This window comes from Streptomyces venetus, from assembly GCF_039540295.1.
In the GTDB taxonomy this organism is placed as follows: Bacteria; Actinomycetota; Actinomycetes; order Streptomycetales; family Streptomycetaceae; genus Streptomyces; species Streptomyces venetus.
Genome location: NZ_BAABET010000004.1, coordinates 343,575 through 370,083, shown reverse-complemented (window position 1 = coordinate 370,083; position 26,509 = coordinate 343,575). Strand labels below are relative to the sequence as shown.

At 71.7% G+C, this 26,509-nt stretch carries 15 protein-coding genes and 1 pseudogene; 13 read left to right on the top strand and 3 right to left on the bottom strand.

Annotation, left to right across the window (positions count from 1 at the left end):
* Nucleotides 1–2: 2 nt before the first annotated feature.
* The gene (locus ABEA82_RS15400) at nucleotides 3–10,928 is read left to right on the top strand and encodes a non-ribosomal peptide synthetase (protein WP_345662031.1); all 10,926 of its coding nucleotides are present in this window, start codon (nucleotides 3–5) and stop codon (nucleotides 10,926–10,928) included.
* Nucleotides 10,915–12,615, top strand: coding sequence for an ABC transporter ATP-binding protein (locus ABEA82_RS15395; RefSeq protein WP_345662030.1), 1,701 nt, complete (start codon nucleotides 10,915–10,917; stop codon nucleotides 12,613–12,615). The genes ABEA82_RS15400 and ABEA82_RS15395 overlap by 14 nt, the downstream gene beginning before the upstream one ends.
* A gap of 9 nt (nucleotides 12,616–12,624) precedes the next feature.
* On the opposite strand, the gene ABEA82_RS15390 is transcribed toward ABEA82_RS15395, so the two are convergent.
* Complete coding sequence (locus tag ABEA82_RS15390) at nucleotides 12,625–13,725, bottom strand: alpha/beta hydrolase-fold protein (protein WP_345662029.1); 1,101 nt, start codon at nucleotides 13,723–13,725, stop codon at nucleotides 12,625–12,627.
* Nucleotides 13,726–13,819: 94 nt separating this feature from the next.
* Here ABEA82_RS15390 and ABEA82_RS15385 point away from each other — a divergent pair, with 94 nt between their 5' ends.
* The gene (locus ABEA82_RS15385) at nucleotides 13,820–14,020 is read left to right on the top strand and encodes an MbtH family protein (RefSeq protein WP_345662028.1); all 201 of its coding nucleotides are present in this window, start codon (nucleotides 13,820–13,822) and stop codon (nucleotides 14,018–14,020) included.
* A gap of 1 nt (nucleotide 14,021) precedes the next feature.
* Here ABEA82_RS15385 and ABEA82_RS15380 read toward each other — a convergent pair whose 3' ends face one another.
* Nucleotides 14,022–14,999, bottom strand: coding sequence for a 2-hydroxyacid dehydrogenase (locus ABEA82_RS15380; RefSeq protein ID WP_345662027.1), 978 nt, complete (start codon nucleotides 14,997–14,999; stop codon nucleotides 14,022–14,024).
* Nucleotides 15,000–15,090: 91 nt separating this feature from the next.
* Nucleotides 15,091–16,008, bottom strand: coding sequence for a nitrogen assimilation transcriptional regulator NAC (gene nac, locus ABEA82_RS15375; protein WP_345662026.1), 918 nt, complete (start codon nucleotides 16,006–16,008; stop codon nucleotides 15,091–15,093).
* Nucleotides 16,009–16,263: 255 nt separating this feature from the next.
* Here nac and ABEA82_RS15370 point away from each other — a divergent pair, with 255 nt between their 5' ends.
* The 10 genes and pseudogenes from ABEA82_RS15370 to ABEA82_RS38680 form a co-directional block, all read left to right on the top strand.
* The gene (locus ABEA82_RS15370) at nucleotides 16,264–17,046 is read left to right on the top strand and encodes a LamB/YcsF family protein (protein WP_345662025.1); all 783 of its coding nucleotides are present in this window, start codon (nucleotides 16,264–16,266) and stop codon (nucleotides 17,044–17,046) included.
* 1 nt (nucleotide 17,047) lies between these two features.
* Nucleotides 17,048–17,761, top strand: a complete 714-nt coding sequence (locus ABEA82_RS15365) for a 5-oxoprolinase subunit B family protein (RefSeq protein ID WP_345662024.1) — start codon at nucleotides 17,048–17,050, stop codon at nucleotides 17,759–17,761.
* The gene (locus ABEA82_RS15360) at nucleotides 17,754–18,743 is read left to right on the top strand and encodes a 5-oxoprolinase subunit C family protein (RefSeq protein ID WP_345662023.1); all 990 of its coding nucleotides are present in this window, start codon (nucleotides 17,754–17,756) and stop codon (nucleotides 18,741–18,743) included. The genes ABEA82_RS15365 and ABEA82_RS15360 overlap by 8 nt, the downstream gene beginning before the upstream one ends.
* 83 nt (nucleotides 18,744–18,826) lie before the next feature.
* A complete protein-coding gene (locus ABEA82_RS15355; protein ID WP_345662022.1) occupies nucleotides 18,827–20,137 on the top strand; it encodes an MFS transporter in 1,311 nt (436 codons plus the stop codon).
* A 33-nt stretch (nucleotides 20,138–20,170) separates the two neighbouring features.
* A complete protein-coding gene (locus ABEA82_RS15350) occupies nucleotides 20,171–20,914 on the top strand; it encodes an SDR family oxidoreductase (protein WP_345662021.1) in 744 nt (247 codons plus the stop codon).
* Between the two features lie 4 nt (nucleotides 20,915–20,918).
* Nucleotides 20,919–22,130, top strand: a complete 1,212-nt coding sequence (locus ABEA82_RS15345) for an aspartate transaminase (RefSeq protein WP_345662020.1) — start codon at nucleotides 20,919–20,921, stop codon at nucleotides 22,128–22,130.
* Nucleotides 22,127–22,801 (top strand): 4-carboxy-4-hydroxy-2-oxoadipate aldolase/oxaloacetate decarboxylase, encoded by a 675-nt coding sequence (locus tag ABEA82_RS15340; protein ID WP_345662019.1) that lies wholly within the window; start codon nucleotides 22,127–22,129, stop codon nucleotides 22,799–22,801. The genes ABEA82_RS15345 and ABEA82_RS15340 overlap by 4 nt, the downstream gene beginning before the upstream one ends.
* A 178-nt stretch (nucleotides 22,802–22,979) precedes the next feature.
* Complete coding sequence (locus tag ABEA82_RS15335) at nucleotides 22,980–23,825, top strand: LLM class flavin-dependent oxidoreductase (protein WP_345662018.1); 846 nt, start codon at nucleotides 22,980–22,982, stop codon at nucleotides 23,823–23,825.
* A gap of 257 nt (nucleotides 23,826–24,082) precedes the next feature.
* Nucleotides 24,083–24,871, top strand: coding sequence for a hypothetical protein (locus ABEA82_RS15330; RefSeq protein WP_345662017.1), 789 nt, complete (start codon nucleotides 24,083–24,085; stop codon nucleotides 24,869–24,871).
* Nucleotides 24,865–25,878, top strand: a pseudogene (locus ABEA82_RS38680) (outer membrane protein assembly factor BamB family protein); the annotation flags it as partial. The gene ABEA82_RS15330 and the pseudogene ABEA82_RS38680, both read left to right, overlap by 7 nt.
* Nucleotides 25,879–26,509 lie beyond the last annotated feature (631 nt).

Below are 26,509 nucleotides of genomic sequence, written 5' to 3'. Positions count from 1 at the left end.
CGATGAAGGAACCGAGCGCTCGTCACGTACTGCTGTCCCCCGGACAACTGGCCGCCGTACGCCGGCGCATCGGCGACCATCCCGACCGGACCATCGCCGAGGCGTCCGCCATCGGACTGTCCTACTGGGCGACCGGACTCGGCCCCGACGGCATCGATCTCACGCCCGGCACCCTCTTCACCGAGGTCCTCGGGTGGGTGGACAACGGCGGCGACGGGCCCGGAGGCTGGGAGGTCGGCCCGGACGGCCGCAGCATCGCCGTGCCGGACGGGGTCGTGCTCGCCGACGCGCAGCTCGCACTGGACGACCTGGCGGACTTCCCGGACCGGCCCCTCGGAACCATCGGCCCGTCGAGCGCGGCGGCGAGGCTCACGGCCCTCGCCGAGTGGAACGACACCCGGGCCGACCGGATCCGCCCGACCATCGTGGAGATGTTCCGCGAGCAGGCGCGGACCAGGCCCGACGCCATCGCCGTCGTCGACGAGCGCCGCTCACTGACCTATCGCCAGACAGCGCGACTCTCCGGCCAGTTGGCCCACCACCTGATCGAACGAGGACTCACCGCCGAACAGGTCGTCGGCATCTCGCTCGGCCGCTCCGCCGAGATGGTGATCGGTCTGCTCGCCGTGCTCCAGGCGGGCTGCGCGTTCGTGCCGCTCGATCCCCAGTGGCCCGCCGCGCGCCGGGCCGTCGTCATCGAGGACGCCCGGGTCGTGGCACAGCTCGACGACTCGGGCGAGCCCGCCCCGGGCGAACCGGAAGCCCTGGCCGTCGACCTGGACGACTGGAGGTTCGGCTCGTACCCCACCGAAGGCCCCGAGGTCACCGTCCACGGCGACTCCCTGGCGTACGTCATCTTCACGTCCGGGTCGACCGGGCGGCCCAAGGGCGCGATGATCCGGCACGCGGCCATCAGCGAACGCCTGCTGTGGCAGGTCGACGAGATCCTCGGCTTCGGCCACGACGACGCGTCCCTGTTCAAGGCGCCGCTGTCCTTCGACATCTCCATCAACGAGATCTTCCTGCCGCTGGTGAGCGGCGCCCGCCTGGTGGTGCTGCGGCCCGGCGGCGAACGCGACCCGCACCACCTGCTGAGCGTGATCGCCGAACAGCGCGTCACCTTCACCTACCTCGTGTCGTCCATGCTGGACGTACTGCTGGAGATCGCGGGCGACTCCGGGAAGCTGGACAGCCTGCGGCACGTGTGGTGCGGCGGCGAGGTGCTGACCCCGGAGCTGTACGAGCGGTTCCGCAGGCGGCTCGACATCCCCATGTACCACGGCTACGGCCCGGCCGAGACGACGATCGGCGTCTCGCACGTCATCTACCGGGGCGCGGCGGAACGCCTGTCCACGTCGATCGGCAAGGCCAACCCCAACACCCAGCTGTACGTCCTGGACGACGAGCTGCGCCCCGTCCCGGTCGGAGTCGGCGGCGAACTCTACGTCGGCGGATTCCTCCTGGGACGCGGATACGTGGGCGCCCCCGGCCTGACGGCCTCGCGGTTCGTCGCGAACCCCTTCGCCGACGACGGCTCCCGCCTGTACCGCACCGGTGACCTCGCACGGTTCGCCCCGGACGGTTCGCTGGACTTCCTCGGACGGGCCGACAACCAGATCAAGATCCGCGGCATGCGGCTGGAGATCGAGGACGTCGAGGTCGGTCTCGCGGAACACCCCGGCGTACGGCACACCTGCGTCGTCGCGAAGAAGAACACGGCGGGCGGCACCTACCTCGTGGGGTACGTCATCCCGGCCGCCGGGCAGGAGGCCCTGCGCGCGGACGAGGTCAAGGCGTGGGCCGCCCAGCACATGGTCGAGTACATGGTGCCCGCCCACATCGTCGTCATGACGGAGTTCCCGCTCACCGCGAACGGCAAGCTCGACCGGAACGCCCTGCCCGAGCCCACCACCGCCACGGGCGAGCCGACCCGGCCCACGACCGAGAACGAGCGCGCGGTGGCCGCCGCGGTCGCGGCGGTACTGCGACTCGAAGAGGTCGGTGTCGACCAGGACTTCTTCCAGCTCGGCGGAGACAGCATCCTGGCGATCTCGCTGCTCAGCGCGTTGCGCGACTCCGGCCTCCACGTCACGGCACGGCAGATCTTCACCCACGGCACCGTGGGGGCCCTGGCGGCGGTGGCGAGCCGTGAGGAGAGCGCCACGGTGGACCACCGCGACGTCGCCACCGGCCCCGTCGTCGGCTCACCCGTCGTGCAGTGGCTGGGCGAGACCACGGACGCGATCGAAGGCTTCGTCCAGTCCGTCGTGCTGAACACACCTGCGGACCTCACCGCCGACGCCCTCGACGAGATCCTCACCGCGCTGTTGCGTAGGCACGACATGCTGCGGGCCAGGCTGGTGCGCGGCGACCGCTTCGGCTTCGACATACCGGAGGCCGGCCAGGCCGCTGCCTCGTGGCAGGAGAGCGACCTGCCGCTCGACGAGTGCGTCGCGCACGCCACCGACGGGCTCGACCCTTCGGGCGGCGTGATGCTGCGTGCCGTCTGGCGCCGTACGGCACGACAACTGGTCCTGGTGGCCCACCATGTGGTGATCGACGGCGTGTCCTGGCGGATCCTGATGGAGGACCTGGCCACGGCATGGCGGCAGTTCACCTCGGGCACACCGGTCGAACCGCCCCCGGCGGGCACGTCGTTCCGGCGCTGGACGCAGCTGCTGGAGCGCGCGGCGTTCGATGCGGACAGTTCCTACTACCGGTGCCCCCTGCCGGGACCGGACGAGCCGATCGGCAGGCGCGCGCTGTCCGCGGCCGACACCGTCGCACGGGAGCGGGCCCGCACCGTCTCGGCCGGCCCGGACGTCACGGCCGCCCTGCTGGGCGAGATCCCCGCCAAGTTCCACGCGGGAGTCAACGACGTCCTGCTGACCGCGCTCGCCGTCGCCCTCGCCCGCCGGCGCCGCGACCTCGGGCAGGCGCAGACCTTCGCGCACATCGAACTGGAAGGACACGGCCGCGAGGGACGGTTCGTGGCGGACTCCGCCGGCTTCGAACCGGAACTGTCCCGGACCGTGGGCTGGTTCACCACCCTGTTCCCGGTGGTCGTGGACCCCGGTGCGGCGGCCGACCTCACGGCACCCGAGTACCTGGCCGCCGCGCTCAAGAGGGTCAAGGACGACCTCGCCGAGGTTCCGGACAACGGCGTCTCCTACGGCGCCCTGCGCTACCTCACCCACACCGAGTTCGACGCGCCGGCCCCGCAGGTCCTCTTCAACTACCTCGGCCGCTTCGACGCGGGCGCTCCGGGGGACTGGCAACTCGCCCGCACCACCGGCCAGCTGGGCGAACGGCGCGACCCGCGTATGCGCCTGCCGCGCCCCCTGGAGTTCAACGCCATCGCCGAACCCGCCGCCACCGGCGCGTACGAACTGGTCACCACCATCTCCTGGCCCGACGGCATGTTCACCGACGAGGACATCGCGGTCCTCGCCGGCTACTTCCGGGAGGCTCTGACCGGCCTGGCCGCGCTCGACCGGGGCGGCCACTCGCCCAGCGACTTCCCCCTGGTGCCGCTCACCCAGGCCGACGTCGACGACCTGGACGGCCCGGCACTGCGGGACGTCCTGCCGTTGACCCCGCTGCAGGAGGGCCTCTACTTCCACTCGGTCTTCGACGACGACTCCACGGGTGCCTACGTCGAGCAGCAACTCCTCACCCTGGAGGGCGACGTGGACGAAGGCCGGCTCGCGGCCGCGGCCACCCGCCTGCTCACGCTGTACCCGAACCTGGCCGCGCGGTTCGTGGCGCTGGCCGACGGCCGGGTGGCCTCCGTGCTGGAGCGCGGCGTCGAGGCGCCCTTCACCACGCTGGACCGCCCCGGCATCACCGACACCGAGCTGCGCGACCTCGCAGAGCGGGACCGCCGCGCGGGATTCGACCTGGCCACCGGCCCGCTGATGCGGTACACGCTCATCCGCGGGGGCACCGGCCGCCACGTCCTGGTGCAGACCGTGCACCACATCATCGCCGACGGCTGGTCGGTGCCGCCGATGCTCCGCGCGCTGCTGGCCGAGTACCACGCGCCGGGGACCGTGTACCCGTCCGGCGGCTTCTCCGACTACGTCCACTGGCTCGCCGGACGGGACGACGACGAGAGCGATCGCGTCTGGCGCGAGCAACTGGCCGGCCTGCCCGGCCCTTCACTGGTCGCCGAGGGGCACACCCCGTCCGACCGGTTCACCGAGACCGCCGCGCAGCCGGAGGACGACATCGACGCCGCCGCCCGGGCGGCCGGAGTTCCGCTGAGCGTCGCCGTGCACGGCGCCTGGGCGGTGACACTGGGCGGCATCCTGCACAGCACCGACGTGGTCTTCGGCTCGACGGTGTCCGGGCGCGACGCCGATGTGTCCGGCGTCGAGGACATGGTGGGGCTGTTCATCAACACGATCCCCGTGCGGGCCGGCTGGACCGGTACGACCACGGCGGGCGATCTGCTCGCCTCGGTACGGGAACACCAGAACGCGGTGCTGCCGCACCAGCACGTCTCCCTGGCGAGGATCGGCCGCCAGGCCGACGCCGGCTCCCTGTTCGACACCCTGGTGGTGTTCGACGTCGCGACCGACACCGGCGCTCTGCGGCGTCCCGGCGACACCCTCGTCATCACCGGCATCGTGAACGAGGGCGCCCCTCACTACCCGTTGACGCTGGTGGTGGAACGCACACACGACGGCCGTCCGCGCTTCAACCTGATCTACGACGGAGAGCTGCTGCGGGAGGCGACCGCCCGGGCACTCCTGCGTACGTTCTCCGCCACCCTCACCGCCCTGCTCACCCGGCCGGACACCCTGGTCGACGACCTGGCGCCCGAGAAGGGGCGGCTGCCCGCAAGGAACACTGCGACGACCCTGGGCGCACTGTTCGACGCCTCCGCACACCGTGCCCCGGCCGCCACCGCCGTCACGCAGTGCGACCTCGACGGTGGCACCCGGCCCTTGTCGTACGGCGAACTGGCCGCCGCGAAGGACGACTTGGCCTCGGCCCTGCGCACAGCCGGTGTGGGTCCGGGCCGGCGGGTCGCCGTCGCAGTCCCGCGCTCCCTGGAGCAGGTCGTCGCCCTGGTCGCCGTCGTCAGCGCCGGCGGCGCGTACGTGCCGCTGGACCTGGCCTACCCGGACGAACGGCTGGAGTACATCCTCGCCGACGCGGCTCCCCAGGTCGTCCTCGTCGACCCCGACCAGCGGGACCGCTTCACGGCACTACTGACCCGGGCGGGTGTATCGGCCCGCGTGCTCGTCCAGGGAGACGAGCTGCCGGCGGGGGAGACCGCTGAGGCGGAAGTGAGTCCGCACGACCCGGCCTACGTGATCTACACCTCCGGATCCACCGGTCGGCCCAAGGGCGTCGTCGTCCCGCACTCCAGCGTGGTGACCCTGCTCGCCGGCACCCGGCCCGACATGGACTTCGGCCCGCACGACGTATGGGTCCAGTTCCACTCCTTCTCGTTCGACTTCGCGGTCTGGGAGCTGTGGGGCGCCCTGGCGTACGGCGGTGAACTGCTGGTGCCCGAGTACGGGCTGACCCGCTCCCCGGTCGACTTCCACCGGCTGGTCCGCGAACGCGGGGTGACCGTCCTCAACCAGACGCCGTCGGCGTTCTACCAGTTCATCGAGGCCGACCGGCATGCCGGTGAGCCGCTGCCCGCCCTGCGCCGGATCATCTTCGGCGGTGAGGCCCTGGACCTCGGTCGGTTGCGCGGCTGGACAGAACGGCACGGCACCGCCTCGCCCGAGCTGGTCAACATGTACGGCATCACCGAGACCACCGTCCACGTCACCCACCGGGTGCTGACCGACGAGGACTTCGCACGCGGCGAGGACGTCAGCCCGATCGGCGGCCCGATCCCCGGCCTGGTCACCTACCTGCTCGACGACCGGCTACGCCCGGTGCCGCCGGGCCGGGTGGGTGCCATCTACGTCGCCGGCGACCAGGTGGCGCTCGGCTACCTGGGCAGGCCGGGGCTCACGGCGGGACGGTTCGTCGCGGACCCGTTCACGGGGGACGGCTCCCGCATGTACCACACGGGCGACCTCGCCCGCCGCACGCTCGACGGCGAGCTGGAGTTCATCGGCCGGGCCGACGACCAGGTGCAGTTGAAGGGCTTCCGCGTCGAGCTCGGCGAGGTGGAGTCCGCGGTGCGGGAACTCGACGGTGTGGTCGATGTGGCTGTCACCGTGGCGGACAGCGGCGATCACCTCGTCGCCCATGTGGTGGGCCGGGTGCCCACCGACCTCACAGCTCGCCTGTCGTCCAAGCTGCCCGTCCACATGATCCCCGGCAGGGTGCTCACGATCGAGGCCCTACCGCTGACGGTCAACGGCAAGCTGGATCGGAAGGCCTTGGCCGAACGCGCGCAAAGGGGCGCGGGACTGTATATGAATGCGGCTCCGCCGCGGGGCGCGACCAGCCCCATCGCGCCCGCGGACGACAACTCAGCCGCCGCCGCACTCGTCGCCGTCTTCGCCGAGGCGTTGCAAGGCAGCGCGGTGGACGAAGACACCGACTTCTTCCGCGCCGGAGGCGACAGCATCATCGCCATCACGGTCGTGAACAGGGCCCGAACACTCGGCCTGCCGATCGCACCCCGGGACGTGTTCCTGCTCAAAACTCCCCGTGCACTCGCCGAGCACCTGGGGACACAGGCCCCCCAAGCCGAGATCGCCCCCGCCGTCCGCGATGAGGGCCCGCTCCCCCCGACCCCGATCATCCTGCGCCAGCGCGAACTGGGTGGCTCACTCGCTCGATTCGCCCAGGCCAGGGCACTGAGCGCCCCCGAGGGCACCGGCTTCACGGACGCCCAGCACGCCGCGAACGCCCTCGTCGCCACGCACCCCGCCCTGCGGCTGAGGCTCCGCACCGACCACGGCGTATGGACCCTGCGAACCGAACCCGCCCGCCCGATCACCGTCGTACGGCCGGACACCACCGACCCCACCAGGGCGGCGAACGAGGCCGCCGGTCGCCTCGACCCCGAGTCCGCGGACATCGTCGCGTTCTCCTGGCTGGAGTCGACCCGGACCCTGGTCGTCACCGTGCACCACCTCGCCGTCGACTCGGTGTCCTGGCTGATCCTGCTGGACGACCTGGCCACCGCCCTGCGCGGGGAGCCCCTGCCGCCACCGACCACGTCCTACGCCGAGTACGCCGAAGCGCTGACGCTCAGGTCCGCGCACGCGATCGACGCCCTCGGGCAGTGGGTCAGCACCCTCCAGGCCCCCGCGCCGATGCCCGCCGTCCACGACCTGCGCGAGACCACGGTCGTCCTCGCCCCCGACGTGAGCGAGCGCGTGACCCGCACCGCGCCCTGCGCACTCGGCATCGGTCTCACCGAGTTGCTGTGCGGCGCCCTGCGCACCGCGCTGACCCGCGTCCAGCCGACCCCCACCGACCTCGCGATCGAGCTGGAGCGACACGGCCGGGTCCCGCTCCTCGAACACCACGACTACACCCGCACGGTCGGCTGGTTCACCGCCATCGCGCCCGTACGGCTCACCGCGCACACCGACCCCGTCGCCGCCGCCCGCGAGCTCGCCGAACGTCAGCCGGACGAGACGGCGCACGTCACGTACGGCATGCTCCGGTACCTCAACCCGCAGACGGCACCGCTGCTCACCGCCCGCCCTCAAGTGCTGTTCAACTACCTCGGCCGGGGCAGCGAGTCCCAGGCGCTGCACATCACCGGTGGCGACCAGGGCAGCCCGTACGCCGTCGAGGTCAACGCGTGGCTCGACGAGGACACGGGAAGCCTGCACGCGGCCTTCACCCTCGCCGAGGGCGTGCCCGACGAGATCACCGAGCACTGGCTCGGCGCCCTGCACGGCATCGCGGACGCCTCCGCGACCGCCGAGCGCACGGCACCGGTCACCCCGCTCCAGCGAGGCCTGTTCTTCCAGGCGCAGATGGCGGGTCCGGCCGGGCACTACGTCGCCCAGAGCTGGTTCACCTTCGACCGGCGGCTGGACACCGACGCCCTGGCCGAGGCGATGGCGTACGTCATCGCCCGGCACCCGGTCGTGGGTGCCGGCTTCACCGCCGACGACGACGGAAACCCCGTCCAGGTCCTCGCGCCCGGCCGCCGCGTCGACGTCCGTACGATCGCCCTGTCCACGGAGGCGGAAGTCGACGCCCTGCGGGTCCGCGACCGGGACACGGGATTCGACCCCGCCGAGCCGCCGCTGATCAGAATGACCGTGGTGCGGCTGCCCGACGACCGCGACGGCCTGCTGCTGAGCTACCACCTGCTGCTGTGGGACGGCTGGTCCCGCGAGATCGTGCTGCGGGACCTGTTCGACGCCTATCGAGCCGTCCTCGCGGGCGAGCCGCCGGTGCCGACACCGGCCACGCCGAGCTTCGAGGACCACGCGCGGGCGCTCCACGCCAAGGATCCGGCCGTGTCGGAACGCTTCTGGGCGGAGCACCTGGCCGGGCTTCCCGGCCCGACGCTGCTCGCGGGACCGGCACCGGCCCTCTCCGACGCCCTGCCGCGCGCCCTGGTGCACACCCTGTCCGCCGAGCGGTCGGAGCTGCTGCGGGAAGCGGCCAAGGTGCACGGCGTCACGCTCAACTCGGTGCTGACCGGTGCGTTCGGCCTGCTGCTGGGCGCCCGCACGGGCCGCAGCGACGCCGTGTTCGGCGTGACCGTCTCCGGCCGGGAGGGCGAGGGGCTGTCCGGCATCGTCGGCGTGCTGCTCAACACCGTGCCCACGTGGACGCGGGCCCGGCCGGACGACACGGTCCGGGAGTACCTGTCGGCCGTGCAGGCGGCCAGGGTCGAGGCGATGGAGCACGAGCACCTCGGGCTCGGCGAGATCCAGCGGGCCGGCGGGCACGACACCCTCTTCGACAACCTGTTCGTGCTCCAGAACTTCCTGGACCTGGACGCCTTCGCCGAGATGAACACCAGGCACGGCATCACCTCGGTGCGGGCCGACGACTCCACCCACTATCCGTACACCTGGGTCGTCACGCCCGGCGACCGGCTCACGGTCAAGCTGGAGTACCGCGACGAGGACGACGAGAACGCCCGGCGCCTCATCGACGACTACCTGCGCGTCCTCGAAGACCTGGCGCGGGCGACCGGACCGGTCGGCGCGTTGCCCGGGCTCGGGCCCCGGCCCCGGCCGGGTGAACGGACGGACGTCGGCACGGACACCGTCGTCGACCGGTTCGACCGGGCCGCCGACCGCGACCCGCGACGGGTGGCGCTGGTCGCCCACGGCTCGACCATGACCTTCGCCGAACTACGGGACCGCAGCCGGGCCGTGGCGGGTGTGCTCGCCCGGCGCGGCATCGGCCCCGAGGCGACCGTGGGACTCGCGATCCCGCGCTCCCTCGACTCGATCGTGGCGCTGTTCGCCGTACTGCGCGTCGGCGCCGCGTACGTGCCGCTGGAGCTGGATCACCCGGACGAGCGGATCGCCGCGATCGTCGAGGACGCCCGCCCGGACGTGATCCTCACGGTGCGCGCGGTGTCGCCGCGGCTGACCGGCGATCTGCTCGAACTGGACCGGCCCCTCCCGGCGGCCGAGCCGTTCGTCACGTTCGCGCCGGACGACCCCGACCGGCTCCGGCACCCCGCGTACACGATCTACACCTCCGGATCGACCGGGAAGCCCAAGGGTGTGGTGACCGAGTACGCCGGTCTCACCAACATGCTGATCAACCATCAGCGCCGCATCTTCGAACCGGTGCTGGCCGAGCACGGGCACCGGGTCTTCCGGATCGCGCACACCGTGTCGTTCGCGTTCGACATGTCGTGGGAGGAACTGCTGTGGCTGGCCGACGGGCACGAGGTGCACATCTGCGACGAGGAGTTGCGCCGTGACGCGCCCCGCCTCGTCGAGTACTGCCTGGAGCATGGCATCGACGTCGTCAACGTGACGCCGACGTACGCGCAGCAGCTGGTCGCCGAGGGGCTGCTCGACGACCCGGAGCGGCGGCCGGCGCTGGTGCTCCTCGGCGGCGAGGCCGTCACACCGGCGTTGTGGCAGCGGCTCGCCGAGACCGAGGGGACGGTCGGCTACAACCTCTACGGGCCGACCGAGTACACCATCAACACCCTGGGCGTCGGCACCTTCGAGTGCCAGGACCCGGTGGTGGGCGTGGCGATCGACAACACGGACGTGTACGTGCTGGACCCGTGGCTGCGGCCGCTGCCGGACGGTGTACCCGGAGAGCTGTACGTGGCGGGCATCGGCATCGCGCGCGGCTACCTGGGGCAGCCGGCCCAGACCGCCCACCGGTTCGTGGCCTGCCCGTTCGGCGCCCCGGGCGAGCGCATGTACCGCACGGGGGACCTGGTGGTCCGCAGACCCGACGGCAACCTGATGTACCTGGGCCGCACCGACCAGCAGGTCAAGATCCGCGGTCACCGGGTCGAACTCGGCGAGGTCGAGGCGGCGTTCGCCGCGCACCCCGCGGTGCGGTTCGTCGCCGCGGTCGCCCAGCCCGACCCGCAGGTCGACGGGGCGTACCGGCTGGCCGCCTATCTCGTGCTGGACGGCGCGGAGCCGGCGACGGTCGCCGCCGAAGTGGGCGCCGCGCTGCCCGACTTCCTGCGCCCGACGCACTACGCCCGGGTCGACAGCATCCCGCTCACGGTGAACGGGAAGGCTGACACGAAGGCCTTGCCGGAGGCCAAGCCGCTCGGCGCGCTGACCACGGCGGGGGAGCGGGGCCCGCGGACCGAGACCGAGGCCGTGGTGTGCGAGTTCTTCGCCGAGGCCCTGGACCTGGACGACGACGAGGTGAGCGCGGTGAGCGACTTCGTGTCCCTGGGGGGACACTCCATGCTGGCGGTACGGCTCACCGGACTGCTCCGCCGCGAGTTCGGACCGGTGATCACGATCCGAGACCTGTTCACCCTGCGCACCCCGGAAGCGATTGCCCACCACCTCGATGACCAGTCCTGACACGCAGCGGCCCCGCCCGGGGTCCGACATCCTCCGCACCGCTCTGCGCCGCAACCTCGGCGCCATGGTCTGGGGCACCGTCCTCATGGGCCTGTACCAGGCCGGTGAGACGGCCTTCCCGATCGCGCTCGGCCTGATCGTCGAACACACCATGCGGGACCGGAACCTCGGCTCGCTCGGCCTGTCGATCGCCGCGCTGGCCGTGATCATCACGACCGTGTCGCTGTCGTGGCGGTTCGGGATGCGCATCCTGCAGAAGGCCAACACGACCGAGGCGCACCGCTGGCGGGTGCGGGTCGCCGCCTGCGGACTCCAGCCGGTGGCCCGGGACGTCGACCTCAAGTCCGGCGAGGTGCTGACCATCGCCACCGAGGACGCCGACCAGACCGCCGACATCATCGAGGTGGTGCCGTTGCTGTTCAGTTCGCTGGTCGCGGTGGTCGTCGCGGCGGTCGCGCTGGGCCTCGCCGACGTCCGGCTGGGCCTGCTGGTGATCGTGGGCACTGTCGCGATCATGTCGATCCTGAGCGTGCTGTCCAGGCGGATCGGCTCCAGCACCCAGGAACAGCAGGCCCGTGTGGCGCGGGCGGGCGCGAAGGTCGCCGACCTGATCACCGGCCTGCGCCCGCTGCACGGCTTCGGCGGCAACCACGCCGCGTTCCGGTCCTACCGGAAGGTCAGCACGGAGGCGAAGCTCCAGGCGATCACCGTCGCCAAGGTGAACGGCGCCTACGCGGGCGCCGCACTGGCCCTCAACGCGGTCCTCGCCGGCGCGGTGACCCTGACGGCCGGCTGGCTGGCGTTCGACGGACAGATCACCATCGGCGAACTCGTCATGGCCGTGGGACTGGCGCAGTTCATCATGGAACCGCTCAGGCTGTTCTCCGAGATGCCGAAGTACGTGATGATCGCGCGCGCCTCCGCCGCGCGGATGGCTCTGGTGCTGACCGCGCCGCCGGTCGGCACCCCGGGACCGGAGCGCCCCGCGGCGGGCGGGAACCTGGAGCTCGACGGTGTCCGGTACGGCACCCTGCGCGGCCTCAAGTTCCAGGTGTCCGCAGGGGAGTTCGTGGCGATCGCCGCCTACCGGCCGCGCGTGGCGGCCGACCTCGCCGCGGTCCTGGCCGGGCATGTCCCGCCCGGCGCGTACGAGGGAGCGGTACGGGTCGGCGGGCGGGAACTCGCGGACCTGTCGATCGAGGCGGTACGCGAGCACATGCTGGTGAACCCGTACGACGGCGAGATCTTCGCGGGCACCCTCCGCACGAACATCGACCCGTCGGGAACCAGCCGGACCGTGCCCGAGGCCGTGGAGGCGTCCATGCTGACCGATGTCGTCGCCCTCCACCGGGACGGACTCGACTACGGCGTCCGCGACCGCGGCGCCAACCTCTCCGGCGGGCAACGCCAACGGCTCTCCCTGGCACGGGCGTTGGCGGCCGACTCGGACATCCTCGTACTGCACGACCCGACGACGGCCGTCGACGCGGTCACCGAACAGCTCATCGCGCGCAACGTCGCGAAGCTGCGCCGGGGCCGCACCACCGTCGTGATCACCAGCAGCCCGGCGCTGCTGGACGCGGCCGACCGGGTCCTCGTCCTCGACGACGGGGTCGTCACGGCCGAGGACACCCATCGCAACCTCCTCGCCACCGACGAGGACTACTGTCTGGCGGTGGCGCGGTGACCTGTCTCGCTAGGCAAGGGCCCAGGCGACATCCCTGAGCAGGGCGTGCCGCCAGCCCGCCCGGTCGTGACCGGCGGCCGACCGCGAGACCCGTACGGTCGCGCCGGCCCGTTCCGTCAGGGACTCGGTCAGTTCGCAGTGGGGCAGCATCGCCGTCTCGTGTTCCCCGACGTCGAACGCGATCCGCAGACCGGACAGTCCGGGATGCTCCCGAAGGCGGGCGGCGATGCTGCCGCCGACCGGGCCGCCCAAGGGGTCCGGCAGGTCCATGGCCTCGGGCGTCCACCAGAACGACCCGGACTGGCAGGCGACGCGGGACACGAGGTCCGGGAACTCCAGCGCCGCGTACATCGCGCTCAGTCCGCCGAGGCTCTGCCCGGCGACCACCAGCCGGTCCGGGTCGGCGGGTACGCCGGACTCCGCCACCAGCGGCAGCAACTCGTCCCGCACCGCCTCCCACAGCCCGGGCTCGCACGCGAACTCGGCGGCCCTGTCCTTGGCGGGCAGGAAGACGAGGGTGACCGGGGGCATCTCGCCACTGGCGACGGCGGAGTCGAACGCGGTCATGGCCGGATGCAGGTACAGCCAGTCGTCCCCGTCGAGCAGCAGGACCACCGGTCCGCCGCCGCCCACCGGGTGCAGGTGTACCGTACGCCGCCCGCCGAGCCGTTCACCGGCCCAGCGGATCCGCGTGCGGGGGAGGGGCAGTACGCCGTCGGCGCCGACGACCGGCCAGTGCGGTTGGGCGGGGGCGTCCGGGGTCGCGGTGACGGACCGGTCGCCGCCCGCGCCCACCGGGTTGAACGGGTCGGCGTACGCCCCGTCGCCCGTGAGGAACCGGTAGGTCACCCGCAGTCGCGGGGGCATGCGCACCTCGGCGTACCAGCAGTCCGTGTCGCCCCAGCGGCGCAGCGGAACCGGCCCCGACCAGCTCTCGAAGTCGATGCTCGCCGCCGACCCGCGCCACAGGAACAGGGTCACCCAGCCGCCGCCCCCGTCGGGGACCGACACGGGAGCCCGCACCGCCGCCCAGAAGTCGTCGGTGCCGGGTGCGCCGGGCAGCCCGAACCCGGCGAAGGCGCTCTCCATGTCGGCCGTGACCGGGCGCATGAACGTCTCCTTGTGAGAGGGGAGGGGCGACGGCTAAGCTCCTGTCAATTAGGCCAGGCTAACCTAAGGTTGACGTTCCGAGGAGGCCCTCAGCATGAGCACCAACCCCTTCGACGACAACGAAGGCCGGTTCCTGGTCCTGGTGAACGACGAGGGCCAGCACTCCCTCTGGCCGTCCTTCGCCGAGGTGCCCGGGGGCTGGACGGTCGTCTTCGAGGAGAACACCCGGGAGGCGTGCCTGGAGTACGTCGAGTCCCACTGGACCGATCTGCGACCGCGCTCCCTCTCCGCGTAGCTCAGACGTGTGCCGCCGGGGTGCCGGGCAGCGGAGTGCGGGCCGGGCGTTCGGCGAGGACGTCGAGGATGTTGTCGACCGCCAGGTCGACCATGGCGGCCCGGGTGGTCTCGGTGGCCGACCCGATGTGCGGCAAGGTGACGACGTGCGGCTCCGTCACCAGCGGTGACAGTTCCCTCCCCATGGGCTCGCGCTCGAAGACGTCGAGTCCTGCGGAGTGCAGTCGTCCCCCGCGCACCGCGGCCAGCAGGGCCTCCTCGTCCACGACCCCACCGCGCGAGGTGCTGACGAGCGTGGCCGTGGGCTTCATGGCGGCCAGTTCGCGCGCCGAGACGAGATGCCGGGTCTCCTCGGTGAGCGGTACGTGCAGCGACACGATGTCGGACTCGGCCAGGAGCGTGGCCAGATCGACCGGAGCGGACAGGCCGTCGTCGGGCGCGTAGGGGTCGTGGTGGAGGACGCGCATGCCGAACCCCTGGGCCCGGCGGGCCACCGCGCGGCCGATCTGGCCGTAGCCGATCAGGCCCAGCGTGGCCCCGTGGATGTCCAGGCCGAGGTAGTCGTGCATCCGGAACAGGCCCCAGGAGCCTTCCGCGAGACTCGCGCCGGCGGCGCCGATCCGGCGGCGGGCGGCGAGGATCAGGGCGAACGTGAGGTCGGCGGTGGTCTCCGCGAGCACCCCCGGGGTGTGGGTGACGACGATGCCGCGCTCCGCGGCGGCCGCGCGGTCGACGTTGTCGAAGCCCATGCTCGCCAGCCCGACGACCCGCAGCGAGGGTCCGGCGGCGTCCATCAGCGCGCCGTCCACCGGGTCGTTGCCCAGGGCGAGGACACCGCTCGTTCCAGGCGCAAGCGCGGCGAGGTCCGAGTGGCCGGGCTTGCCGTCGCCGGGCCAGGCCACCACCTCGGCCGCCTCGGACAGACGGCCGACACCGTGGCCGGGCAGGTTCTCACGGGTGACGAGCACACGCTTCTTCATTCATGTCTCCAGGGCAGTGAATTTCGCAGAAAAGTAGCCGCGACCGCCATCGGAAACAAATAAAGATTTCGTGTGACGCTATTGCTCTTCCTTATTCTTCGTGCGGTGTCCCGTCGAAGGCCGTGATGAGTTCGAGGAACAGGTCGTGCACCGCCAGAGCGGGTTCGGAAAGGGGCTGGTTGTCCGAGGTCACCAACGACAGCTTGACCTGGATCACGGGATTCACGATGCGGCGCACGGACAGGGAACGGACGTCGAGGATGGCGCGCGCCGCCGACCAGGGCAGGACGGTGGCGCCGAGGCCCGCGTCGACGGCGTTGACGAGCGTCAGCGCGGACTCGACCTCGCCCACCACGTCGGGCAGCAGGGACGCCTGCTGGAAGGCGGCGTCCACCACCTGCCGGATCGTGTGGATGCGGCTGGGAAGCAGCAGCGGCACGCCCTTGAGCTCGTCCAGGCCGACCTCGCCCGCCCCGTGCGGCGCCGTACCGCCGGGGGCGCCGATCAGGAACAGGTCCTCGGTCCGCAACGGCTCGAACTGCACGCCCCGCAGCGGACCGGCCCCGTAGATGAACGCCATGTCCATCCGGCCGGTCATGATCGCCTCGCTGATCACGCCGCCGAAGTTCTCGTTGATGTGCAGCAGGATCTCCGGGTAGCGCTCGCGCACGCTCTTGAGCAGCGGCAGCGCCAGAGCCGCGCCGAGACTGTACGGCGCGAGCCCCACGGACACGCTGCCGGCGGGCGCCCGCCCGGAGACCGAGACCGCGGCGTGCGCGAGGTCCACCTGCCGCAGGATCAGCTGGGCGTGCCGGTACAGCGCCCGGCCGGCCTCGGTCGGGGCGACGCCGCGCTTGCTGCGGATCAGCAACTGCTGCCCGAACTGCGCCTCCAGCGCGGACAGCTGCTGGCTGAGCGCCGGCTGCGCGATGTGCAGGATGTCGGCCGCGCGCGTGATGCTCCCCGCGTCGATGATCTTGATGAACGAGTACAGACGCCTGGTGTCCATGCGAGGCCTTCCACGGGAGCGGAGCCTCATCGTAGGGAGGGCCCACCCCGAAGCGCAGCCCCGAAGAGAGCCCGGGATGTGAGGCAGGTCATAACCGTTCGCGATAACGCCAGATCGAACACATATTGGCGGTCAAGCGAGCATGGGATTAAGTTGAGCGGAACATCCAGCCAGGATTCTTCTCGGGAAATCGCCGGAACGTGACGGAATTCCCTTTCTCGTATTGTCCTTCCCCATATTCTTCCGGAGGACGTCATGACGCCCGTGGTTGACCTCGTCGCCGATCTCGGCGAGGGATTCGGTGCCTACACGATGGGCGACGACGCAGCCCTCCTGGACATGCTGACGTCCGCCAATGTCGCCTGCGGATTCCACGCCGGTGATCCGCGCATCATGGACACCACCGTCCGGCACTGTGTGGAGAAGCGGGTGGCCGTGGGCGCCCACCCGAGCTTCCCGGACCTGGTCGGCTTCGGCCGCCGGGCGATGGACCTCACCCCGGAGGAGGTCCGTACCGACGTGCTGTACCAGGTCGGCGCCCTCCAGGCGTTCGCCGTCGCGCACGGCACCCGGGTCCGGCACGTCGCTCCGCACGGACGCCTGGGCAACCTGGTCGCGGTACGCGCCGACTACGCCCGTGCCGTCGTGGACGCCGTCGCCGCCCTGGACGAGTCGCTGATCGTCCTCGCGCAGGACGGCGAACTGGCCGACGCCGCCCGCGCCCGAGGACTGCGCGTGGGCATCGTCGGTATCGCCGACCGCGCGTACCGCGACGACGGAACCCTCGTCCCCCGCTCCGAACCGGGAGCGGTGATCCACGACCCGGACGAGATCGCCCGGCGCACCCTGCGCATGGTCACCGAGGGCGTCATCCGCAGCGCCGGCGGCAAGGACCTCGCGGTCGGCTGCGACACCGTCCTGCTGCACGGCGACACCCCCGGAGCCATCGCCCTGGCCGGCCGGATCCGTGAACAGCTCCTCGCCGCCGGTGTCCGGATCACCTCCCTCGACGACGTACTGAGCGGCAAAGGCGCCTGACATGAACGGCAACCTCACGATCACGGACTGCGGTGACTCCGCCCTGGTCGCCAAGACCGTGGGCCTCGACACCGAAGACGCCTGGCGGCTCGTCCACGCCCTGGCCGACGCACTGGACAACGTCCGGCTCACCGGAGTCCAGGGCGTCGTACCCACCTACGACGCCCTGCTCGTGGAGTTCGACTGCGCCGACACCGACCACGAGACCGTCCGGCGCGTCCTGCGGCACGAGGCCGCCCGGCTCGGACCGAAACCCGGTCCGACGACAGCGCCCCGGCACTTCGTCGTCCCCGTCGTCTACGGCGGCGAACACGGACCCGATCTGCCCGAGGTCGCCGCCCGACTCGGCCTGACCGAGAGCGAGGTCGTCGACCTGCACTGCGGATCCGACCTCACCGTGCGCTGCCTCGGCGCACCCGCCGGCGCGCCGATGATGGACGGGCCCCCCTTCCCGGCGCCGGTGCCGCGGCTGGCCTCGCCCCGCACCCGCGTCGAGCCCGGCGTGGTCGCCGTCGCCGGCCGGCAGGCCGTCATCTGCCCGATGCCCTCTCCCGGCGGCTGGCCGCTCCTCGGACGCACCCCGCTGCGCGTCCTCGACCTGCACGACGACCCGATCACTCCCTACCGGCCCGGCGACACCTTCCGCTTCGTCCCCATCACCCCGGACCGGTGGGACGACTACGCCGACACTTCGCTGGCGGCCTGCCATGGCTGACACCCTCACCGTCCGCACCGCGGGCATCACCACCGTGCAGGACCTCGGCCGCGTCGGCCGCTCCCGCTACGGCCTGCCCGTGGGCGGAGCCGCCGACCAGCACTCGGCACGCGTCGCCAACGTCCTGTGCGGAAACGACGAACACGCCCCGCTGCTGGAGATCACGGCCCTCGACTTCGCCTGCGTCCCCTCCGCCGACATCCTCGTCGCCGTGACCGGAGCCCCGGCCGACGTGAGCGTCGACGGGGCCGCCCGCCCGATGTGGGAGCCGCTCCCCGTGCGCGCCGGCGACACCCTCCGCGTCACCGGCATCCGCCAGGGGCTGCGCGTCTACCTGGCCGTGCTCGGCTCGTTCGAAGCGGACTACCTCCAGGGAAGCTGCGCTCCCGACACCATCCTGGGGTTCGGCCCCGCCCTGCGCGACGGCGCCGAACTCAGCCTCCGCAGGACCTGCCCGGCCTTCGACCACCCCTACTCACGGATCCCGCTCTTCCGCCTGCACGCCCCCGTCCCCCCGTTCCCCTCCACCTGGACCATCGACGTCACCGACGGCCCCGACCGGGCCGAGTTCGCAGACACGGCGCCGCGCCTGTTCGACGCCCCCTTCACGGTCAGCCCGCAGAGCAACCACATCGGACTGCGACTGCGCGGCGACCGCCTGCCCCGCCGCGTCACCCAGGGCGAGGTCCTCTCCCGCGGCGTCCCGGTCGGGGCCGTCGAAGTACCGGCCGGGGACGAACTCCTCGTGCTGCACCGCGGCCGCGGCGTCACGGCCGGCTATCCCGTCCTCGCCGTCGTCACCGCCACCGCCCTGTCCGCACTGGGGCAGGTACGCCCCGGGCAGACCATCCGCTTCCGCCACCGCACCCTCGAACAGGCCGTCACCGCCCACCGCGCGCAGCGAGGAGCCGTCGACGCGCTGAGAACCCGCGTCCGGACGGCCTTCGACGCCCTGCGCATCCGCGCCCCCGACGGCGACTGAACCCTCCCCGCTCACCCGGTCGCCCGTCCCCCCCCCCGCCCGCACCTCCTCCACCCCATGTCCTGCACCAGACAGGAGACGCCATGAGCACCGTGGCCGCTCGACCCGTCCCCAACACCGTCGACTCCAGAACCGCCCGGAAGATCACCCTCGCCGGGTGCGTCGGGATCTTCGCCGAGCTCTACGACAACGGCATCTTCGGCTTCATGGCCGGCACCCTCGCCGCCGTCTTCTTCCCCGGCTCCGACGCCGCCGTCCAGCTGGTCTTCCTCGGCTACGCCGTCTCCTTCTTCTTCCGCCCTCTCGGCGGCATCATCTGCGGCCACCTCGGCGACCGCATCGGACGCCAGCGGATGCTGGTCTTCGTCATCCTGCTCATCAGCGTCGCCACCGCGGCCATCGGGCTGCTGCCCACCTACGCGAGCATCGGCGTCGCCGCGCCCACCCTGCTGATCCTGCTGCGCGTGGCCCAGGGCTTCTCCGTCGGCGGCGAGGCGTCCGGCGCCATGAGCTTCCTCGCCGAACACGCCCCCGAGGGCAAGCGCGGCCTCTACACCAGCTACGCGCAGATCGCCTCCTTCCTCTCCCTGCTCACCGGCACGCTGATAGCCGCCGCGATGACCAGCGGGCTCGGCGCCGAACGCATGGAGTCCTGGGGCTGGCGCATCCCCTTCCTGCTCGCCGTGCCGCTCGGCGTCACCGGCATCTACATCCGCAAGCGCATCAGTGACACGCCCAACTTCAGCCGCCTGAAGGAAGAGGGCGGCCTGGCCAAGAACCCCCTCAAGGAGGCCTTCGCCTCCGCGGAGCACCGCCGCGCCATGCTGCTGGCCCTGTTCATCCCCCTGATGAACGGCTCCGGCTACTACGTGCTGTTCAGCTACATGCCCACCTTCATGACCAACGAGCTGCACTTCGGCCAGGTCCAGGGACTCCTCGTCACCGCCTCCAGCCTGGTCGCGATCTGTGTCGCCATCCCCTACATGGGCCGGCTGTCCGACCGGGTCGGCCGCAAGAAGGTCATCGCCGGCGCCGCCATCGCCATGGCCCTCGCCGGTGTGCCCTGTTACCTGCTGATCGGCACCGGGAACGTCGCCCTCGCCGTCATCGGCGCGTGTCTCATGGCCGTCGTGTTCGCCGGGCACACCGGTGTCATCCACATCCTGCTCGTCGAGCTCTTCCCGACCCGGGTGCGCTACTCCGCCTACGGCCTCGGCTACAACGTCTCCGCCGCGCTCTTCGGCGGCACGGCCCCGCTGCTGATGACCTACCTCATCGACCGCACCGGTGACGTCCACATGCCGGCCTACTACGCCGTCCTCACCGCCCTGGGCACCCTCGTCGCCGTGTCCCGGGTCAAGGACCGCGCCCATCTGCCCCTGCGCGACGCCTGACCGCCCCCCACCCCCAGCAAGGAGCACACCCGCATGCCCATCTCCGACTACCGCACCGCTCTCGTCACCGGAGCGTCCACCGGCATCGGAGCCGTAGTGGTCGAGCGACTCACCAAGCGCGGACTGGAAGTCCACGCCGTGGCACGCGACGCGGAACGCCTCGAAGCCCTCGCCGGCACCACCGGCTGCATCCCGCACGCCGTCGACATCACCGACACCGACGCGCTGACCGCCGCCCTGGACGGGCTGGAGATCGACGTCCTCGTCAACAACGCCGGCGTCTCACGCACCGGCAACATCCTCACCGCCGACGAGTTCGCCGTCGACGAGCAGGTCGCCGTCAACATCCAGGCCGTCCTGCACCTGGTGCGCCTGCTGATGCCCGGCATGGTGGAGCGCGACCTCGGCCACATCGTCAACATCAGCTCCATCGCCGGCGTCTACAACTTCGGCGGCAACACCGTCTACCACGCCACCAAGGCGGCGGTGCACACCCTCTCCCGCCAGCTGCGGGTCGACGGCTACGGTCGCCGGGTCCGCGTCACCGAGATCTGCCCGGGCCGCGTGGAGACCGAGATCTTCGGCCGCCTGCTCGGCGACATGGAGGAAGCCCAGCGGCGCTTCTACGACGGCTACGAGTCCCTCAAGCCCGAGGACATCGCCGACGCCATCGAGTTCGCCGTCGACACGCCCCGGCACGTCAACATCGGCCACGTCGAGATCCTGCCCACGTTCCAGGTCCCCGGCGGCCTGAACTTCGAACGCCGGGAGGGCTGAGCACATGCACACGGCAGAGCGGGTCCGCCGCATCAAGCCCTCGCCCAGCACCGCGGCGGCGCAGCGCGTGCGCGAGCTCAAGGGCCAGGGCCTCACCATCCTCGACCTGACCGTCGGCGAGCCCGACTTCGACACCCCCGGCCACGTCAAGGCCGCCGCGATCCGGGCGATCGAGGCCGGCGAGACCAAGTACACCCCCGTGAACGGCACGCCACGGCTGCGCGCCGCGATCGCCGGGAGGCTCCGGCAGCGGCACGGCCTGGAGTACACCGACCGCCAGCTCACCGTCGGCGGCGGAGCCAAGCAGGTCATCTTCCTCGCCCTGGCGGCCACCCTGGACGCGGGGGACGAGGTCGTGATCCCGGCCCCGTACTGGGTGTCGTACCCGGACATGGTCCTCGCCAACGACGGCACCCCCGTCACCGTCGACTGCCCGGAGGCGGACGGCTTCAAGCTGACCCCGGACCGCCTCCGGTCCTCGCTCACGGACCGGACGCGCTGGGTCGTCCTCAACACCCCCGGCAACCCGACGGGCGCCGCCTACACCCCCGCCGAACTCCGCGCCCTCGCCGACGTCCTGCTGGACCACCCGCACGTCCGGGTCCTCACCGACGAGATCTACGACGAGATCTGGTACGACGACGGGAACAACCCGTCCCTGGCGGCTGTCGAACCCCGCCTGACCGACCGGGTGTTCCTCACCAACGGCGTGTCCAAGACGTACGCCATGACGGGGTGGCGCATCGGGTACGGAGCCGGTCCGGCGGACCTGGTCACCGCGATCAACACGCTCCAGTCGCAGAGCTCCTCCTGCCCGTCCTCGGTGAGCCAGGCCGCGGCCGCCGCCGCACTGACAGGACCCCAGGAGTTCGTACGGGACACCGTCGACGTCTACCGGACCCGGCGCGACACCACCGTCAAACTCATCGGCGAGACACCGGGGCTGAGCTGCACCACGCCCAGCGGCGGCTTCTACCTCCTGGTCAACTGCCAGAGGTTCATGGGGAGTTCCACCCCCACGGGCGACCGGATCGAGAACGACGAGGACTTCGCCCGCCACCTCCTGGAGACCCAGCAGGTGGCGGTGATCCACGGATCCGCGTACGGCGCGCCCGGCTACTTCCGTATCTCGTTCGCGACCTCCACGGAGCTCCTCACCGAAGCCTGCGCACGCATCGCAGCCGCCTGCGCCGGCCTGTCCGAAAGGCCGTCATGATCCGCGTCAGCACCAAGTTCGACCGTCCCGATCCGGAACTCGTCGAGCGCCTCGGCGCCTACTCCTCGGCGACGATCCACGAGGCACAGGGCAGGCTCGGAGCGCTGGACTCGTCCATCAAACCGGTCGACCACCGCATGTCCCTGTGCGGCCCCGCTTTCACGGTCCAGTGCGCGCCCCGCGACAACCTGATGCTCCAGACCGCCATCGCCTACGCCCGCCCGGGCGACGTCGTCGTCGTGTCCGGCGGCGCCTACACCGAGGCCGGTTCCTTCGGTGACGTCCTCGCCAACGCCTGCCAGGCCAAGGGGCTCGCGGGGCTCGTCACCGACACGGGTGTCCGGGACACCGAGGACCTCCGGGCCCTCGGCTTCCCGGTCTTCTCGCACAGCGTCTGCATCAAGGGCACGGTCAAGGAGACCGTCGGACCGATGTGCGAGCCGATCACCGTCGGCGGCCAGCTCGTCCGGCCCGGCGACGTGATCCGCGCCGACGCCGACGGGGTGGTCGTCGTCCGCCGGGAGGACGCCGCGGAGGTGGCGGACGCGTCCCAGGAAAGGGTCGACACCGAGACGGACTACATCGCCGCGTACCGGGCCGGCAGGACCGTCATCGACATCTGCAACCTCGAACCGCTGCTCGCCGCGAAGGGCCTGGTGATCGAGGACTAGCGAGCCGGCGGCAGCGAAAATCGGCTTGTGGCGTGAACACGGGCCACCCTAGGGTGAGATCACTCCGACGAGACGTTCCCCCCGGAAGTACGCCGCAGAGCGGGAGCGTCCCACCTCGCAGAGGTGCCGGAGGGGCGGCAGCCGTCCTTGTCGACCCTTCCTTTCGGAGGTCTCTTTCATGAACGTCGGTATCGGCCTGCCCATCGGCGACCCCGCCACGCTGCTCACCTGGGCCCGGCGCGCCGACGCCGGGCCCTTCAGCACGCTCGGCCTGCTCGACCGGCTCGTCTACGACAACCCCGAACCCCTGGTCGCGCTCGCCGTCCTGGCCGGCGCCACCTCCCGCGTCCGCGTCCAGACCGAGGTGCTGCTCGCCCCGCTGCGCGCCACCGCCCTGCTCGCCAAGCAGGCCGCCACCCTGGACCGGATGACCGGCGGCCGCCTGGTCCTCGGCCTGGGCATCGGCGGCCGGGACGACGGCCACCAGGTCGCGGGTGTCGACCTGGGCACCCGGGGCCGGCGCCTCGACCAGCAGATGGCGGTGATGCGCCGCCTGTGGTCCGGTGAGGCCTACGGCGACGGTGTCGGACCGATCGGCCCCGCGCCCGCCCGGCCCGACGGCCCGCAGGTGCTCTTCGGCGGATTCAAGCCCGCCGCGATCGAGCGCGTGGCGCGCTGGGGCGACGGCTTCCTCGCCGCCGCCGCGCCCTCCTGGGCAGGCGGCCTGTTCGACACCGTGCGCCGGTTCTGGAAGGAGTACGGCCGCGACGGTGCACCCCGCCTCGTCGCGCAGGTCAACGTCGCGCTCGGCCCCGAGGGCGTGGTCGCCGAAGCCCGGGCCAACATGCACGCGTACTACACCTTCACCGGTATGGCCGATCGGATGGTGGCCGGAATGCTCACCACACCGGCCGAGATCCGCGAGGCGATCGCCGCCTTCGCCGACCTCGGCGCGGACGAGGTCATGCTCTACTGCTACGGCACCGACCCGGACCAGGTGGACCGCCTCGCCGACGTCCTGTGACGACGAAGGGGCGAACGCTCACCTGAGACGGGCCATATGAAGGCCCTGGCCGGGTGAGGCCCGGCCCTGGTGCCAACCCCCACCGACTCCTCCTATGATCCTCCCCTCGGCTGTAGCTGACCCGCGGTCAGACGCAATCGTCGCTCACTGGGGGAGAGTTGAGGAACCGGACCACGCTGCGCGCCCGCACTCGCCCTGCTGCGCGGCGGCACAAGCCGCCGGACATCCCTGAGCCGTGGTGGAGGAGACACACCAGGTTGCTGTGGCTCGGCGCGGGCATCCCCGTGATCGGTGCCGTGCTGACCGCTCTCGCCCTGCAATCGCTCGGTCTGAACGGTGAGTCCGAGCCGAGCCCCGCGTCGAGCGGTGCGGGCGCGCCCTCGGGGAGCCCGTCGGATGCGCCGTTCGCCGTGACCGCCCGGCAGGAGAGCGAGGCGGGTTGCACGGCTCTGCCGCGTCGGGTGTCCTCACCCCGGGACCGGGCGGAACTCGTGGCCGGTGGCGACGCGCAAGCCGTCATCCGGCGCCACCAGGGCGCGCGGGCGGGCGAACTGACCGTCGGTCTCACGATCGAAGGGGGGTCCCGTTCGCTGACCATCACGTCGATCGACATCGAGCCGACGTCACCACGCGCGGCCGCTCCGCTCGCCGGAACGCTGTTGTGCGAACCGAACGCCGGGGGAGAGCCCAAGATCCAGCTGTTCGCGGACATGGACACTCCGGAGCCCGTCTTCCGCACCGGGAAGAACTCCACGACGAGGTACTTCAAGGGGAAGGTCATCACGCTGGACCCGGGAGAGCAGGTCAATCTGTCGGCGACGTTCCTGGCCGAGCGGGGCTCCCGTACCTTCGGCCTGTCCGTCCGTTACGTGCGGAACGGGAAGGACGGCACCCTTCCGGTCCCCGCCCCGCGCGGGGGCCGGTACGCGGTGACCGGCTACGCCGCACGCTACGGGGCCGTCTACGCGGGATCCCCCGGCGGCGTGTACCGCCAGGTCGAGGACCCCCGGCCCTGCGCCTGGCAGCCCGAAGCACAGGGATGCTGACCGACCACGAGAGACGGGGGAGCGGAATGGTCTCGACGAGCGCTCGCAGAGCCTGGCGCGTCGGCTGCGGAACCCTGCTGGGTGTCAGCCTCCTGGCCCTTGCGGTCGGGGACGGAGGGACGTCCGGAAGACCGCTCGAACGTCCCAACACGCTGGAAGTGGCCTGGTCCTTCCACACCCCCGTCAGGGCGCTGGACGTCTCGGACCTCCCCGCGGTGCTCAACGACAGGATGCTGGCGATCCCGCAGGGCAAGACCATGAGTGTCGTGGACACCCGCGACGGCCGCCTCCTGTCCACCCTGCGCAGTTCCGCCAGGACGTTCACACCAGGGGGCTTCTCCGACGGTGTGCTGCTCACCGTGGAACAAGGGCACGACATGCGGAACTCGGTGTCGGCGTACGATCCCGTGACCGGACGGAGGCTGTGGCACAGAACCCCGAGCCCGGCCGCACGGCAGGCAAAGGGCGACGACTGGCTGACGACGGCTCCGCTCCAGCTGGATTCCGGAGCGGTCTTCTGGGCCGGCGACGGCCGCCTCGTGGGCCTCGCGCCGCGGACCGGAGCGGTCCGCTGGACCAAACGGATCCCCGCGCTCACGGCGTGCGAGAAGTCCGAACCCGACGTCCCCGCCTCGCCGAACGCCGCCGCGACGGCGGACCGCGTCGTCGTACTCGAACGCTGCCCGGGCCGGCCCGCGGAACTCCAGGTGATGGACCCCGGGAACGGAGAGCTCGTCTGGAAGAAGAAGCTCGGGCGCTGGCGGGAGTCCGTCCGGCTCAGCGCGGTCCGCGACGCGATCGGTGTGGCCGTCGACGACGAGCTCCGGGTCTTCACGGAATCGGGCGAGGAACTCCTGCGCCGGAAGGAGGGCCGGACGTCCGACCTGTGGCCCGTGGGGGAGGACGGCGGGGTGGTGTACCTCTCGGAACTCCGCTACGGCTCCGAGTCGGACCCCGGATCGGTCCGTTCACGCACCTTGCACGCCGTACGGGCGGACACCGGGAAGACCTTGTGGACGCACTCGCAGGGCCGCGTGGGCAACGACGAACCGGCCGGTGACGTGCTCGCCGCCGAAGCGGACGCCGACGGCGGGTACGGCGGGGACCTTCGCTGGTCCGTCGGGGACGCGCGTCTTCAGGGACCGGGGGCGAGCAGCCTGACGGATGCCGCGGGCAGGCGAAGCGCCCGCGTCCCCTGGCCGGTGGCCGGGACGTTCGTCGGCCTGAGCGGACAACTGATCGTCGTCCGCAGCGAGGAGAGGGACGGCACCCGTTACACCGCTTTGCGGCCCGGCCACCGCGCCGTGGACGAGGAGAGGCCCGCCGCGCTCGGGGGAGCGGGGCGGAGGGACTGGCCGGACGCCTGCCGGCTCGTCGGGGCCCGGCTCCTGTCGGAACTGGGCCGGGACTTCGTCGAACTGCCCGTGGCATCGAGCCGTACCGTGCTGGGCGTCCGACTGCCCCACCCGAGCGTGTGCCGCTTCGCCGGCAAGTCCGGATCCGTGGACGACGTCTTCTCCGTCACCGTCCGCTGGGTGGCGCCCGACCCGGAGGCCGCCCGGACCTACACGACGAGCGTCATCCCCTGGGGGTGCAATCCCTGGCTGGGCCGCGGGTGCCACACAGCCGAGATCACAC

Bases quoted from the DNA above. Each gene is read 5' to 3' on its own strand.
- ABEA82_RS15385 (WP_345662028.1), top strand. From the start codon at position 13,820: ATGAGCACCAACCCCTTCGACGACAACGAAGGCCGGTTCCTGGTCCTG.
- ABEA82_RS15340 (WP_345662019.1), top strand. From the start codon at position 22,127: ATGATCCGCGTCAGCACCAAGTTCGACCGTCCCGATCCGGAACTCGTC.
- ABEA82_RS15370 (WP_345662025.1), top strand. From the start codon at position 16,264: ATGACGCCCGTGGTTGACCTCGTCGCCGATCTCGGCGAGGGATTCGGT.
- ABEA82_RS15390 (WP_345662029.1), bottom strand. From the start codon at position 13,725: ATGCGCCCGGTCACGGCCGACATGGAGAGCGCCTTCGCCGGGTTCGGG.
- ABEA82_RS15400 (WP_345662031.1), top strand. From the start codon at position 3: ATGAAGGAACCGAGCGCTCGTCACGTACTGCTGTCCCCCGGACAACTG.
- ABEA82_RS15345 (WP_345662020.1), top strand. From the start codon at position 20,919: ATGCACACGGCAGAGCGGGTCCGCCGCATCAAGCCCTCGCCCAGCACC.
- ABEA82_RS15355 (WP_345662022.1), top strand. From the start codon at position 18,827: ATGAGCACCGTGGCCGCTCGACCCGTCCCCAACACCGTCGACTCCAGA.
- ABEA82_RS15350 (WP_345662021.1), top strand. From the start codon at position 20,171: ATGCCCATCTCCGACTACCGCACCGCTCTCGTCACCGGAGCGTCCACC.
- ABEA82_RS15380 (WP_345662027.1), bottom strand. From the start codon at position 14,999: ATGAAGAAGCGTGTGCTCGTCACCCGTGAGAACCTGCCCGGCCACGGT.
- ABEA82_RS15360 (WP_345662023.1), top strand. From the start codon at position 17,754: ATGGCTGACACCCTCACCGTCCGCACCGCGGGCATCACCACCGTGCAG.
- ABEA82_RS15335 (WP_345662018.1), top strand. From the start codon at position 22,980: ATGAACGTCGGTATCGGCCTGCCCATCGGCGACCCCGCCACGCTGCTC.
- ABEA82_RS15365 (WP_345662024.1), top strand. From the start codon at position 17,048: ATGAACGGCAACCTCACGATCACGGACTGCGGTGACTCCGCCCTGGTC.
- nac (WP_345662026.1), bottom strand. From the start codon at position 16,008: ATGGACACCAGGCGTCTGTACTCGTTCATCAAGATCATCGACGCGGGG.
- ABEA82_RS15395 (WP_345662030.1), top strand. From the start codon at position 10,915: ATGACCAGTCCTGACACGCAGCGGCCCCGCCCGGGGTCCGACATCCTC.